Source organism: Pseudomonas sp. UC 17F4 (genome assembly GCF_900101695.1).
Taxonomy (GTDB): domain Bacteria; phylum Pseudomonadota; class Gammaproteobacteria; order Pseudomonadales; family Pseudomonadaceae; genus Aquipseudomonas.
This window is the reverse complement of the sequence record NZ_FNKV01000001.1, coordinates 2,161,492-2,175,078: the sequence shown is the minus strand read 5'-3', so window position 1 is coordinate 2,175,078 and position 13,587 is coordinate 2,161,492. Positions and strand designations below refer to the sequence as shown.

Annotated in this window: 10 protein-coding genes; 5 read left to right on the top strand and 5 right to left on the bottom strand. The window is 63.8% G+C overall.

The window, feature by feature from the left end:
- Positions 1-121: 121 nt before the first annotated feature.
- Positions 122-439: a quaternary ammonium compound efflux SMR transporter SugE gene (sugE, locus tag BLR26_RS10080; RefSeq protein WP_038993957.1), complete on the top strand. Its 318-nt coding sequence runs from the start codon at positions 122-124 to the stop codon at positions 437-439.
- A 15-nt stretch (positions 440-454) separates the two neighbouring features.
- Here sugE and BLR26_RS10075 read toward each other — a convergent pair whose 3' ends face one another.
- Both BLR26_RS10075 and BLR26_RS10070 read right to left on the bottom strand, forming a co-directional pair.
- Entirely contained in the window at positions 455-2,335 is a 1,881-nt protein-coding gene (locus BLR26_RS10075) for an MFS transporter (RefSeq protein ID WP_093380341.1), read from the bottom strand.
- Between the two features lie 79 nt (positions 2,336-2,414).
- On the bottom strand, positions 2,415-3,560 hold the full coding sequence (locus tag BLR26_RS10070) for a TDT family transporter (protein ID WP_093380339.1): 1,146 nt from the start codon (positions 3,558-3,560) through the stop codon (positions 2,415-2,417).
- Between the two features lie 164 nt (positions 3,561-3,724).
- On the opposite strand from BLR26_RS10070, the gene BLR26_RS10065 reads away from it, so the two are divergent.
- Positions 3,725-4,909 carry an MFS transporter gene (locus BLR26_RS10065; RefSeq protein ID WP_093380337.1) on the top strand — a complete coding sequence of 395 codons (1,185 nt, stop codon included), beginning with the start codon at positions 3,725-3,727 and terminating at the stop codon, positions 4,907-4,909.
- Positions 4,910-4,987: 78 nt separating this feature from the next.
- On the opposite strand, the gene BLR26_RS10060 is transcribed toward BLR26_RS10065, so the two are convergent.
- On the bottom strand, positions 4,988-6,178 hold the full coding sequence (locus BLR26_RS10060) for an MFS transporter (RefSeq protein ID WP_093387356.1): 1,191 nt from the start codon (positions 6,176-6,178) through the stop codon (positions 4,988-4,990).
- A 91-nt stretch (positions 6,179-6,269) separates the two neighbouring features.
- On the opposite strand from BLR26_RS10060, the gene BLR26_RS10055 reads away from it, so the two are divergent.
- Positions 6,270-6,815 carry a TetR/AcrR family transcriptional regulator gene (locus tag BLR26_RS10055; RefSeq protein ID WP_093380335.1) on the top strand — a complete coding sequence of 182 codons (546 nt, stop codon included), beginning with the start codon at positions 6,270-6,272 and terminating at the stop codon, positions 6,813-6,815.
- A 120-nt stretch (positions 6,816-6,935) separates the two neighbouring features.
- Positions 6,936-10,412, top strand: a complete 3,477-nt coding sequence (locus BLR26_RS10050; protein WP_093380333.1) for a PAS domain-containing hybrid sensor histidine kinase/response regulator — start codon at positions 6,936-6,938, stop codon at positions 10,410-10,412.
- On the opposite strand, the gene rmuC is transcribed toward BLR26_RS10050, so the two are convergent.
- Together rmuC and BLR26_RS10040 are read right to left on the bottom strand one after the other, a co-directional pair.
- Positions 10,384-11,772: a DNA recombination protein RmuC gene (gene rmuC / locus BLR26_RS10045; RefSeq protein ID WP_176794326.1), complete on the bottom strand. Its 1,389-nt coding sequence runs from the start codon at positions 11,770-11,772 to the stop codon at positions 10,384-10,386. The genes BLR26_RS10050 and rmuC overlap by 29 nt on opposite strands.
- Positions 11,773-11,955: 183 nt before the next feature.
- Positions 11,956-12,384: a tetratricopeptide repeat protein gene (locus tag BLR26_RS10040; RefSeq protein ID WP_093387352.1), complete on the bottom strand. Its 429-nt coding sequence runs from the start codon at positions 12,382-12,384 to the stop codon at positions 11,956-11,958.
- A gap of 969 nt (positions 12,385-13,353) precedes the next feature.
- On the opposite strand from BLR26_RS10040, the gene BLR26_RS10035 reads away from it, so the two are divergent.
- Complete coding sequence (locus BLR26_RS10035; protein WP_045195514.1) at positions 13,354-13,578, top strand: hypothetical protein; 225 nt, start codon at positions 13,354-13,356, stop codon at positions 13,576-13,578.
- The last annotated feature ends 9 nt before the right edge of the window (positions 13,579-13,587 follow it).

The following is a 13,587-nucleotide window of genomic DNA, read 5'->3' as shown; positions in this document are numbered from 1 at the left end:
CGCTGCCTTTGCTTGCAGCTTGTCGCTTGCAGCTGATAGCTTATGCCCCCTGTGAGGACGGCCTCACGACGCACCGCGTGACCATTCCGGGGACGGCCCCATCAATTGATGGAGACTCTGCATGTCCTGGATCATCCTGTTTTTCGCCGGCCTGTTCGAAGTCGGCTGGGCCGTCGGCCTGAAATACACCGACGGCTTTTCCCGCCCGCTACCCACCGTACTCACCGTCGGCGCCATGGTCATCAGCCTCGGCCTGCTGGGCCTGGCCATGAAGGAATTGCCGCTGGGCACCGCCTATGCCATCTGGACCGGGGTCGGCGCCGTCGGCACGGTGATCGCCGGGATCATCCTGTTCGGCGAATCCATGGCCCTGGTGCGCCTGGTCAGCGTGGCGCTGATCATCTGTGGCCTGGTCGGGCTCAAGGTCAGCGCCAGCTGACCCCGCCCTGCCCTGTCAGCGTGAGTCGCCGCGCAAGGCGCTGACCCGCTCACGCAACAACGCCGGCTCTGCCGCTTCCACCGGGACGGCAGAACCGGCCACCAGGGTCACCCGCGACCACAAGCGGCGAAAGAAGCCCTTGGCCGGATCGCGGCTGAAGAAACTCCCCCACAAGCCCTGCAATGCCATCGGGATCACCGGCACCGGCGTCTGCTCGATGATCCGCCGCAGGCCGCCCTTGAACTCGTCGATTTCACCGTCACTGGTCAGCTTGCCTTCAGGGAAGATACACACCAGCTCGCCATCGGCCAGGTACGCGGCAATCTGCTTGAAGGCCCGCTCGTAGGTCTCGGCATCTTCATTGCGCCCGGCAATCGGGATCGCCCCGGCGGTGCGGAAAATGAAGTTGAGCACCGGCAAGCGGTAGATCTTGTAGTACATGACGAAGCGGATCGGCCGGCGCACCGCGCCACCGATCAGCAACGCATCGACGAACGACACATGGTTGCACACCAGCAGCGCTGCACCCTGGTCCGGAATCTGCTGCAGGTCGCGGTGCTCGACGCGGTACATGGAATGGCTGAGCAGCCAGATCATGAAGCGCATGGTGAATTCAGGCACGATGCGGAAGATGTAGAAGTTCACCGCAATATTGAGCAGAGACACAACCAGGAACAACTGCGGGATGCTCAGCTTGAGGACACTCAGCAGCACCACGCTGAAGACCGCCGAGACCACCATGAACAGCGCGTTGAGGATGTTGTTGGCAGCAATTACCCGCGAGCGTTGATCCTCGGGGGTGCGCGACTGGATCAGCGCATACAGCGGCACGATATAGAAGCCGCCGAACACGCCCAGGCCGAGAATCGACCCCAGCACCCACCAGGCCTGGCCAATACCCAGCACCGCCAGCCAGTCATACGGCGCGGCCGCCGGCTGGATCTCGCCGGAGTGCCACCACCAGAGCAGGCCGAACAGGCTCAGGCCAAAGGAGCCGAACGGCACCAGGCCGATTTCCACCTTGTGCCCGCTCATGCGCTCGCACAGCAGCGAGCCGACGGCGATGCCCACCGAGAACAGGGTCAGGATCAGGGTCACCACGGTCTCGTCGCCATGCAGCCATTGCTGGGCGTAACCGGGAATTTGCGTCAGGTACACCGCACCGACGAACCAGAACCACGAGTTGCCGACGATCGAGCGCGACACCGCTGGCGTCTGCTTGAGGCCCATGCGCAAGGTGGCGATCGTCTGGCTGGCGATGTTCCAGTTGATTTTCAGCGCCGGCGTGGACGCAGCGGCGCGCGGGATGGCGCGGCTGGACAGGTAGCCGAGCACCGCCACCAGCAGCACTGCCGACGACGCCCAGACACCGTAATGGGCGCTGGACATCAGCACCCCGGCACAAATGGTGCCGGCCAGGATGGCCAGGAAGGTGCCCATTTCCACCAGGCCATTGCCGCCGACCAGCTCTTCTTCGCGCAAGGCCTGGGGCATGATCGAGTACTTCACCGGGCCGAACAGCGCCGAGTGGGTGCCCATGCCGAACAACGCCAGGAGCATCAGCCCCGGAATCTGGTTCAAGATGCCGATGGCGCCGACCGCCATGATGGCGATCTCGGCCAGCTTGATCACGCGGATCAAAGCGTCCTTGGCGTACTTCTCGCCAAACTGCCCGGCCAGCGCCGAGAACAGGAAGAACGGCAGGATGAACATCAAGGCACAGGCATTGACCCAGATGGCAGTGTCCTGGCCATGGGAGCTGGCGATTTTGTAGAGAAACAGCAGGATGACCGACTGCTTGAACAGGTTGTCATTGAACGCACCCAGCGACTGGGTGACGAAGAACGGCAAGAAGCGCCGTTTGCCAAGCAGGCTGAATTGTGAAGATTGACTCATCGTCCGTGTACCTGAGTGGGGCTTTGTTATTGGATACGCGCAGGCCGCACAAAGCCACAAACACTCAGGTAAATGCAATCTACTTGTTCAGCCCGGCAATGCACGGCGATACAAACAGCTCACCGCGCCAGGCGCCACGCAGGGTCAGGGCCGTGACCAGCAACCACATTGCCGCCAGCGCCAGCACCAGCAGCATGCCCATGTGCAGGAAGAAACCGAGGCCCAGCCAGGCCGCCAGCTTCAGGGTGGCCAGGGTGTACACCCCGAGCGGGAAGGTAAAGCCCCACCAGCCGAGGTTGAACGGCATGCCATGGCGGATGTAGCGCAGGGTGATCAGCACGGCGGTCAGCAACCACCAGAGCCCGGCGCCCCACAGCACGATACCGGCGATCAGGCCCAGGCCACGGGCGATTTCACCCAGGCTGCCGAGGCCGTTGGCAGCGAAAATCGCCGGGGCATCGGCGCCCAGCAGCAGCATGCCCAGCGCACCGGTACCGATCGGCCCCAAGGCCAGCCAGCTCGATGCGGCCATGTTGGCATGCGGCAATTTGTGCAGGGCCATGCGCAGCATGAGGATGGTGAGGATGCTGAACGCCACCGGCAACGACACCGCCCACAGCACGTAGCTGGTGATCAGCACCTGGAACTGCGCATGGGCATCCACCAGGTGCGGCGCCAGCAGGCCGCCGCTGGCAGCGGCGACTTCCGCGGCCACCACCGGCAGCAACCACACCGCGGTCATCTGGTCGATGCTGTGTTCCTGGCGGGTGAACATCAGGTAGGGAATGGCCACCCCGCACAGCAGCGCCAGGCCGACGTCGAACCACCACAGCGCTTCGACCCACGGCAGGATCCCTTCGCCCCAGCGATTGATGCCGAACACCAGGCAGCCGTTGAGGATGGTCGCCAGGCCCATGGGGATGGTGCCGAAGAACATCGATACGGTGGAATGGGCGAAAATCCGCCGCGCTTCATCGAAGAACATGACCCAACGCGCGGTGTACAGCAGGGTAAACAGCACGAACAGGCCGATGGTCAACAACCACAGCGATTCGGCCAGGCCACGCAGGCCGGGTACATCGACCTGTGCCAGGGCCAGGGCGAGCACGCCGGTGCCCATGGTCGCGGCGAACCAGTTGGGGGTGAACTGACGGATCACTTCACGCGGGTGCGCCAGCTGGCTCAGCGGGCGTAACGGCGAGGTGCGGGTTTGGCTGCAAGACATGATGGATTCTCCTGCCCTCCGGTGAGGTTGTATCCATCTTAGGCCGGGAAAATATATCTATATAACGGGTATTTTCTCTATCTGTTATCGGTTTTACAGATATACAGATTTCACTGCCCGCGGCGTATGCTCGGCAGCGATAACAACAAGGACGTGGTCACTCAATGCTCACCGCTATCAAAGGTTACTCGGCGCAGGTACGCCTGCTGCTGGCAACTACCTTCATCCTCACCCTCGCCCGTGCAATCACCCTGCCCTACCTGGTGGTCTACCTGGCGCAGAACTTCGCCCTGGATATCAGCGGCATCGGCCTGATGATCGGCGGCGCGCTGATTGTCGCCTCGTTGCTGAGCCTGTATGGCGGCTACCTGATCGACACCCTGCGCAGCTACACGGTGATCATCGCCGCGACCCTGACCTTTACTTTGGCCTTTGTCGGTGCGGTGGTCAGCCGCGAACTGAGCCTGTTCTTCACCTGCCTGGTGCTGATCAACCTGGCCCTGGCGGTGGTGGACATCGCCGCCAAAGCCGGCTTCTGTGCACTGCTGCCGCTGGAAGAACGCAGCGAGGTGTTCTCAATCAAGTACACCCTGAGCAACGTCGCCTACGCGGTCGGGCCCTTTGTCGGCGTGGCGCTGGTGCTGCTGGACGATCACTTGCCGTTCCTGCTCTCGGCGCTGCTGGGCCTGGCCATGTGCCTGAGCTACCAGCGCTGGGGCGAGCGCGCGGCGCGGGCGCGGGTCGAAGGCGGCGAACAGGCCGGTTTCTTTAGCGTTGGCGGACAACTGGTCAAAGATCGCCGGCTGATCTGCTTCACCCTCGGTGGCGCCTTGAGCGCGGTGGTGTTCGGCCAGTTCACCGCCTACCTGTCGCAGTACCTGGTGGTAACCAGCAGCGCCAGCGAGGCGGCGCGCTACATCAGCTACCTGGTGGCCACCAACGCGGTCACGGTAATTGCCCTGCAGTACGTGATTGGCCGGCGCATCAGCAGCCGCCAGTTGATGCCCTGGCTGATGGCCGGCATGGCGCTGTTTCTGGTTGGCCTGCTGGGTTTCTCGCTGGCGCAAACGCTGCTGGCCTGGTGCCTGGCGATGCTGGTGTTCACCCTTGGCGAGATCATCGTCATCCCCGCCGAGTACATGTTCATCGACAGCATCGCCCCGGAACATCTGCGCGGCGTGTATTACGGCGCGCAAAACCTGTCCAACCTCGGCGCGGCGCTGGGCCCGGTGATCTGCGGCTTTGCCCTCGCGCACCTGGTGCCGGTGGCGACCTTTTACCTGCTGATTCTTTCGGTGTTGCTGGCGGCGCTGTTCTATTACCTGGGGGCCCGGCGAGCGCCGAATTAAAGCATCGCGGGGTCTACGATGAACCAGTGGGAGCGGCGGTGCGGCGACCCGACTTGCCCCGCGATGAGGCCAATACCGTCAGCCGCGGGACAAAGCCCGCAGCGGCAAACTCAGAACCGCCGCAACGGCGCACAAAATGATCACCGCCAAGGCATACACCTCGCCGGTCGGCACCAGGCCGAAGCTGCGCACCATCCACCCGGCCAGCATGGCCGGCACGCAGAACGCCAGGTAGCTCAGCACATAGAACGTCGCCATCAGCCCGGCGCGTTCGTGGGCCTCGGCCAGCGGCATGATGCTACGCAACGCTCCAAGGAAGCTGGCGCCAAAGCCGATGCCGGTGACTACAGTGGCGAGGAAAAACAGCCCCAGCTCACCGCGATGCAACGCCAGCAGGATCAACAGCATCCCGACCGGCAACACCCCTGTGCCCAGGCGCAGGATCTGCCCGGCCGGACGCAGCCGCAGGTGGTAGATCGCCACGGCGCCGGTCACCGTCAACGCCGCCACCAGGCCGCCGCCCACCAAATTCGAGGTTGCCCCGGTGGCCTCGCGCGCCAGTGATGGCGCCAGCGACAGGAAGAACCCACCCAGCGCCCAACCGGCGACGTTCACCGGCAGCATACGCAGCACTGCAGCCCGCGCCTGGGGCGGTACATGCAGGGCCGGACGCAAGGAGGCCAGGGCGCCGGGCTGGCGGCTGACGCTCTCGGGCAGATGCCACACCAGCAACGCCAGCGTGACGAACAAGCCGAGCAACAGCCAGTAGGCCAAACGCAGCGGCCACGGCGCAAATTCCACCAGCAGGCTGGTACCCAGGGCGCCGCTGGCCATGCCGAGCAAGGGCGTCAGGCTGTTGACCAACGGCCCCTGCTCGCGATCGATATCCAGCAACGCAGCGCCCAGCACGCTGGTAGCCATGCCGGTGGCGAAGCCTTGCAGAATGCGCGCAGCAATCAACCAGCCGACACTGTCGGCCTGCAGGAACAACAGCATGGAGACGCTTTCCAGCACCAATGCAGTGAAGATCAGTGGCCGCCGCCCCAGGTAGTCCGACAGCGAACCGACTGTCAGCAGCGCCGCCAGCAAGCTGACGGCATACACCGCAAAAATCATCGTCAGGGTTACCGCCGAGAACTGCCAGGCTTGCTGGTACAAGTGATACAAAGGCGTCGGGGTGCTCGAGGCGGCGAGAAAGCCGAGCAAGGCAAGTGCCAGGAACATCAGACGAAAACGCCGTGAGGCCGGGGCTTTGAACAACATGAACATGATCAGCACTCCGCTAAAGCAATTATTTAGCTTTTGCGCAGTCTGCTCGCCTTCATTCCTTAACGCAAACCCTTTGTGTTAAGGTCGACCGATGGCGATTAAAGAAGGTATCCGCACGGGTGGGCGCAGCGCCCGTGTGCAGGCATCGGTACATGCGGCGGTACGCGAACTGCTCAAGGAGCAGGACCGCGCGAGCCTGACCGTGCCGCAAATTGCCGCTCGCGCCGGCGTCACCCCGTCAACTATCTATAGGCGCTGGGGCGAATTGGCCGCCCTGCTCGCCGATGTCGCCGTCGAACGCGTGCTGCCTGACGTGGCGCCGCTGGACACCGGCGAGCTGCGTACCGACCTGCGCGCCTGGACCGAACAGTACCTCGACGAAATCACCTCCGAACCAGGCCGCAACCTGATGCGCGACGTGCTCAGCAGCGCCTGCCCGGGTTACTGCACCAACATCCTGCGCGGGCAACTGCAGGTCATCCTCGACCGCGCCCAGGCGCGCGGCGAGGCCCTGCCAGACATCGAACGCCTGCTGGATCTGCTGGTCGCACCGACCGTCTACCGCACCTTGTTCGCCGAAGCCCCGCCGACCCTGGAACAGCTCTACAGCCTGCTTGACCTGGCCTTGCCCGGCTAAGGCCCTGCGACGCTCTGCCACTGCGACCATCGTCGGCGCTGACGAAGCCTTTGCGGCGTGCCAGACTGATTGATCGAGGTTCGCTGTCAGGCTGAATCACCCTTTTGTTTCGGAGTTGTCATGTCGCTGTCCAGTGGGCTGATCGCCGTGGTCGCCCTGGCCTATATGGCCATCATGTTCGCCATCGCCTTTTACGGCGACCGCCGCAGCACACCGCTGCCGCCGCGCCTGCGTGCCTGGGTGTACAGCCTGTCGCTGGCGGTGTACTGCACCAGCTGGACCTTCTTCGGCGCCGTCGGCCAGGCCGCCGAACAACTCTGGGCGTTCCTGCCGATCTACCTGGGCCCTGTGCTACTGCTGCTGTTCGCGCCCTGGGTGCTGCAGAAGATGGTGCTGATCAGCAAACAGGAAAACATCACCTCGATCGCCGACTTCATCGCCGCCCGCTACGGTAAATCCCAGAGCCTGGCGGTGGTGGTGGCGCTGATCTGCCTGATCGGCGTGCTGCCGTACATAGCCTTGCAGCTCAAGGGCATCGTGCTTGGCGTCAACCTGCTGATCGGCGCAGGCGCCGATGCTACTGGCAGCCGTGTGCAGGACACCGCGCTGGTGGTGTCGCTGGTGCTGGCACTGTTTTCGATTGTCTTCGGTACCCGTAGCCTGGACGTCACCGAACACCACCGCGGCATGGTCCTGGCGATTGCCTTCGAATCGCTGGTCAAGCTGCTGGCGTTCCTCGCCGTCGGCGCCTTCGTCACCTTCGGCCTGTTCAACGGTTTCGAAGACCTGTTCAGCAAGGCGCAACTGGCGCCACGCCTGGAAGGCTTCTGGAACGAAACCATCAACTGGCCGTCGATGATCGTGCAGACCGGCGTGGCGATGATGGCGATCATCTGCCTGCCGCGCCAGTTCCACGTCACCGTGGTGGAGAACATCGAACCCCAGGACCTGCGCCTGGCGCGCTGGGTGTTCCCGATGTACCTGATCCTCGCCGCGCTGTTCGTGGTACCAATCGCTCTGGCCGGGCAGATGCTGCTGCCCGACTCGGTGCTGCCCGACTCCTTCGTGATCAGCCTGCCGCTGGCCGAGGCGCATCCGGCGCTGGCCCTGCTGGCCTTTATCGGCGGCGCGTCGGCGGCCACCGGCATGGTCATCGTCGAGGCCGTGGCGCTGTCGACCATGGTTTCCAACGACATGCTGCTGCCCTGGCTGCTGCGGCGCAACAACGCCGAGCGACCGTTCGAAGCCTTCCGCCACTGGATGCTCTCGGTACGCCGGGTGACCATCGTCGTCATCCTTTTGCTGGCCTATGTCAGCTACCGCCTGCTCGGCTCTACCGCAAGCCTTGCGACCATCGGCCAGGTGGCGTTTGCCGCCGTGACCCAGCTGACCCCGGCCATGCTTGGCGCCCTGTACTGGAAGCAGGCCAACCGCCGCGGGGTGTTCGCGGGCCTGGCCGCCGGGGTGTTCCTGTGGTTCTACACCCTGGTGCTGCCGATTGCCGCCCATAGCCTGGGCTGGTCGCTGGAGCTGTTCCCGGGCCTGGCCTGGCTGCATGGCAACCCGCTGAACCTGCCGATCACGCCGCTGACCCAAGGCGTGGTGCTGTCGCTGGCGGGTAACTTCACCCTGTTCGCCTGGGTGTCGATCCTCTCGCGCACACGGGTGTCCGAGCACTGGCAGGCCGGGCGTTTCATCGGCCAGCAGACCAGCGCCCGCCCCAGCAGCCGGTCGCTGCTGGCGGTGCAGATCGACGACCTGCTGCACCTGGCTGCGCGCTTTGTGGGTGAAGAGCGCGCGCGGCAGAGTTTCATCCGTTTTGCCTATCGCCAGGGCAAGGGTTTCAACCCCAACCAGAATGCCGACGGCGAATGGATCGAACACACCGAGCGCCTGCTCGCCGGCGTGCTCGGCACCTCCTCGACCCGCGCAGTGGTCAAGGCCGCGATCGAAGGCCGCGACATGCAGCTTGAGGACGTGGTGCGCATCGCTGACGAAGCCTCGGAAGTGCTGCAGTTCAACCGCGCCCTGCTGCAAGGGGCAATCGAGAACATCAGCCAGGGCATCAGCGTGGTCGACCAGTCGCTGCGCCTGGTGGCCTGGAACCGCCGCTACCTGGAGCTGTTCAACTACCCCGACGGGCTGATCAGCGTCGGCCGGCCGATTGCCGACATTATCCGCTACAACGCCGAGCGCGGCCTGTGCGGCCCGGGCGAGGCCCAGGTGCACGTGGCCAGGCGCCTGCACTGGATGCGCCAGGGCCGTGCGCATACCTCCGAGCGCTTGTTCCCCAACGGCCGGGTGATCGAGCTGATCGGCAACCCGATGCCCGGCGGCGGCTTTGTCATGAGCTTTACCGACATCACCCCGTTCCGCGAAGCCGAACAGGCGCTCAAGGGCGCCAACGAAAGCCTTGAGCAACGGGTCGCCGAACGCACCCACGAGCTGTCGCAACTGAACCAGGCACTGAGCGAAGCCAAGAGCCACGCCGAGGCCGCCAACCAGTCCAAGACCCGCTTCCTCGCAGCGGTCAGCCACGACCTGATGCAGCCGCTGAACGCCGCGCGGCTGTTCTCGGCGGCGCTGTCGCATCAGGGCGATGGCCTGTCGGCCGATGCCCAGCAACTGGTCCAGCACATGGACAGCTCGCTGCGTTCGGCCGAAGAGCTGATCAGCGACCTGCTGGACATCTCGCGCCTGGAAAACGGCAAGATCACCCCGGACGTCAAACCCTTCGCCCTCAACGAACTGTTCGACACCCTCGGCGCTGAATTCAAGGTTCTGGCCCAGCAGCAAGGCCTGGATTTCCGCCTGCGCGGCAGCCGCCTGCGGGTGCAGAGCGACATGAAACTGCTGCGCCGGATTCTGCAGAACTTCCTCACCAACGCCTTCCGCTATGGCAAAAGCCCGATTCTGCTCGGCGTGCGCCGCCAGCAGGGGCGCTTGTGGCTGGAGGTCTGGGACCGTGGCAGCGGCATCGCCGACGACAAGCTGCAGGTGATCTTCGAGGAATTCAAACGCCTGGACAGCCACCAGACCCGCGCGGAAAAAGGCCTGGGCCTGGGCCTGGCGATCGCCGATGGCCTGTGCAAGGTGCTTGGCCATCCGCTTGAGGTGCAGTCGTGGCCGGGCAAGGGCAGCGTGTTCCGCGTCAGCGTGCCGCTGGCCACGGCGCCGGCGGCCCCGGTGGCCAGCCCTGCCGAACAGGCCGGGCAGCCATTGGCAGGCCTGCAGGTGCTGTGCGTCGACAACGAAGACAGCATCCTCATCGGCATGAACAGCCTGCTCAGCCGCTGGGGCTGCCAGGTATCCATCGCGCGCAATCGCGCCGAGTGTGAAGCCTTGCTGGCAAGCGGCCTGCGCCCGCACCTGGCGCTGGTGGACTACCACCTTGACGACGGCGAGGTCGGCACCGAGCTGATGGCCTGGTTACGCACACGCCTGGGCGAGCCGGTCCCCGGCGTGGTGATCAGCGCTGACGGGCGCAGCGAGATGGTCGCCCAGGTGCATGCCGCAGGGCTCGACTACCTGGCCAAGCCGGTCAAGCCGGCGGCCTTGCGCGCCCTGCTCAATCGGCATCTGAGCCTGGTCCAGTAAGGGCGCTGGCAGCCAGCGGGTCGCCTTCGCTCATGGCGCGCTCGAGCAGGTCGGCCGGCAGGCTCTTGCTGGCCCGGGCACCGAGCAGCTTGAGCTGTTCGCTGCGGCTGATCAGGTTGCCGCGCCCTTCGCAGAGCTTGTTGCGCGCCGCGCTATAGGCTTTGTCGACCTGCTGCAGGCGGCTGCCAAGCTCGTCCAGGTCCTGGATGAACAGCACGAACTTGTCGTACAGCCAACCGGCACGCTCGGCGATCTCCCGGGCGTTCTGGCTCTGGCGCTCCTGCTTCCAGAGGCTGTCGATAACCCGCAAGGTGGCCAGCAAGGTGGTCGGGCTGACGATCACGATCTGGCGGTCGAAGGCTTCCTGGAACAGGTTCGGCTCTGCCTGCAAGGCGGCCGAAAACGCCGCCTCGATAGGCACGAAGAGCAGGACGAAATCCAGGCTGTGCAGGCCTTCGAGGCGGTTGTAGTCCTTGCCGGACAAGCCTTTGACATGGTTGCGCAGCGATAGCACGTGTTGCTTGAGCGCGGCCTGGGCAATCTCGCTGTCGTCGGCGCCAACGTACTGCTGGTAGGCGGTGAGGCTGACCTTGGAGTCGACCACCACCTGTTTGTCGCCCGGCAGCATGATCAGCACGTCGGGCTGAAAGCGCTCACCGTCGGCGCTCTTGAGGCTGACCTGGGTCTGGTACTCGCGGCCCTTCTCAAGCCCGGCGTGCTCCAGCACCCGCTCCAGAATCAGCTCGCCCCAGTTGCCCTGGGTCTTCTGGCCCTTGAGCGCCTGGGTCAGGTTGGTGGCCTCATCGCTCAGGCGCAGGTTGAGCTGCTGCAGGCGTTCAAGCTCCTTGGCCAGCGAGAAGCGCTCGCGGGCCTCTTGCTGATAGCTGTCTTCGACGCGCTTTTCAAAGGCCTGGATGCGCTCCTTGAGCGGGTCGAGCAACTGCCCCAGGTGCTGCTGGCTGGTCTGGGCGAAGCGCTGTTCGCGCTCATCGAAAATCTTCGTGGCCATTTCGGCGAACTGCGCCCGCAGCTCGTCACGCGAGCCCTGCAGGTCGTCGAGGCGTTGCTGATGGCTTTCCTGCTGTTCGCGCAGCTCGGCGCTCAGGGCTGCGCTCTGGGCGTCCAGGCGACGCAATTCGGCTTCGCGGCTGGCGCGTTCGAGCTGCCAGGCATGGGCGGCATCGCGCGCTTCGTCGCGATCGATCTGCAGCAATTCAAGCTCACGGGCCTGAGCGGCCAGCGTCGCCTGCTTGGCGGCATTGGCCTGGCTCAGGTCGCTGATTTCGTCGCGGCTGGCATCGAGCTGGGCGAGCAAGCCTTCCTGAGCCAGCTGCACACTGCTCAGGCGCTCCTCAAGCAAGGCCGCGTCGGCCTGCCGCGCACTCAGGCGCCGTTGCACCTGCAGCACCAGCGCCAGCGACGGCACGGCCGCCACCACAATACCCAGCACAATGCTGGTCAGATCCACTGCCATAGCCACCCCGATCTCCCTCGGCCAACGATCAACGGCTCAGCTTATCAGCCTTGGGCGCACGCGCCGCATTCAGGCTTCAGGCAATTGCCTGAGCAGGCGCAAGGCCTCCTGCGAACCCTGGGCAGCGGCCTGTTCGAGCCAGTAGCGGCCCTGGGCGGGTTCGTTCAGTTGCCCCAAGGCGCACAGCCGGCCGTACTCGAGCTGGGCCCGGCGATCACCGGCGCGCGCTGCCTGGCGCAGCAGTTCGTGGCCGATCCGGCGGTCGCGGGCATTGCCACAATCACGGCAGAGCATCTGCCCCAGGCGGCTCTGGGCCACCACCACGCCCTGGCGCGCTGGCTGCTTGAGCAAGCGCCCGGCAAAGTGCTTGACGTTGGGGTTGTCACCCAGGCGCGGGCTGTCGAGCAACCACAAGGCCACTTTCAAGGAGAAGCGCTTGGGCTCGGGCAGAGGCGACTGGGCAGTGGGGGCAACGAGGTTTTTGGAGCGAAACTTCATAAAAAACAGCGGAGGCAACTCGAGAGGCGCGCCACTCTACTCCATTTTTCTGACAATGGCCCGGTGCTTTTCTGCACTTTTTTCAAAATATTTCAGTGTTTTTTTCTTGACGTCAGGACGGGTATTTTGTCCCTGACGGAAGACTGTCGAAGGATTGTCGGACACCGGCCAAAAAGCTGGCACGCCCGTCCTAGAGCAAGCGCTCGGGACAATCCACAGAAGCTGTGGATAACTCGGTGGACAACCCCCTAAACCTCCCCGCAAACCCCTATGGAATGGGGCTTTCAGTCAAACTGTCGATTTTTTCACCAGCTAAAATAAGTGTTTTTTTTCATTGACTTAAGGCAACGGCCAAGTCATTGGCGGCCACTTGCCGCCTTGTTGCAGCGCTGTAACAAGGGCTGCCCCAAGTGTGCACAACCGCCCTTTAGCGAGGCATTTCCCTGCACGAAATTGGCACGTTCCCTGCCTTGTTGCACTGCAAAGCCGGCGAATTAGCCCTTCACAGACAGCCTGGAACGCGACATACTGATCGGCTCGCCAGACGAAAAGCCAAAAAGCTTGCCAGCAACGAAAAACTGCGGTAGTCTTGCCGCCGTTAGTACCAAGCTGAAAGTCAATTCTGGCCAAAGCAGTCCTTACAGTGCCCTGCCCCCTCACATCGGACAGGCCTGTTGAAACCAGGACCGGCCCACTCGATGGTTCCCCAGGTAAATCACTTCTTACTCTGACCGAACCAACCTGCAGATTGATCAGGATCTTCACCCAGCGGCATTGAACCCGACCCTGGCTGTTGCCTGTCCTCTGACGTACCTACCAGTCAGCCCCAGCGCCACATGATAAATGCGCCCAAAACTGGCTGCCCTGTTCCAGTCAGGTTCTTCGCACCGGCTTAAATGCTCGCGTTACTGGAACGTTTTATATGTGCACGGATCGAAACCGTGTCTATTGCAGGAACATCTAATAACTATGAATCACTCTACTCATACTCAGGCTGCCATTCGCACCCTTTCCCAGGCATTTGCCCCTCTGAACTGCTTGATCCTGGCGTCGCGCAAAGGCGGCTTCAGCTTCACCCTGGTCAACGAGCACGGCATTGCCCGGCACAGCGAGCGCCTGTACCCGGAGCAATACTCCGAAGCCGAGCCGCTGCAGGCCGTTATCGAGCGCACCCGTCAGGCCCTGGTGGCCTGATCCGCACGA

Excerpts from the sequence above, each read along its gene's own strand:
- sugE (WP_038993957.1), top strand. The coding sequence starts at position 122 with ATGTCCTGGATCATCCTGTTTTTCGCCGGCCTGTTCGAAGTCGGCTGG.
- BLR26_RS10075 (WP_093380341.1), bottom strand. The coding sequence starts at position 2,335 with ATGAGTCAATCTTCACAATTCAGCCTGCTTGGCAAACGGCGCTTCTTG.
- BLR26_RS10070 (WP_093380339.1), bottom strand. The coding sequence starts at position 3,560 with ATGTCTTGCAGCCAAACCCGCACCTCGCCGTTACGCCCGCTGAGCCAG.
- BLR26_RS10065 (WP_093380337.1), top strand. The coding sequence starts at position 3,725 with ATGCTCACCGCTATCAAAGGTTACTCGGCGCAGGTACGCCTGCTGCTG.
- BLR26_RS10060 (WP_093387356.1), bottom strand. The coding sequence starts at position 6,178 with ATGTTCATGTTGTTCAAAGCCCCGGCCTCACGGCGTTTTCGTCTGATG.
- BLR26_RS10055 (WP_093380335.1), top strand. The coding sequence starts at position 6,270 with ATGGCGATTAAAGAAGGTATCCGCACGGGTGGGCGCAGCGCCCGTGTG.
- BLR26_RS10050 (WP_093380333.1), top strand. The coding sequence starts at position 6,936 with ATGTCGCTGTCCAGTGGGCTGATCGCCGTGGTCGCCCTGGCCTATATG.
- BLR26_RS10040 (WP_093387352.1), bottom strand. The coding sequence starts at position 12,384 with ATGAAGTTTCGCTCCAAAAACCTCGTTGCCCCCACTGCCCAGTCGCCT.
- BLR26_RS10035 (WP_045195514.1), top strand. The coding sequence starts at position 13,354 with ATGAATCACTCTACTCATACTCAGGCTGCCATTCGCACCCTTTCCCAG.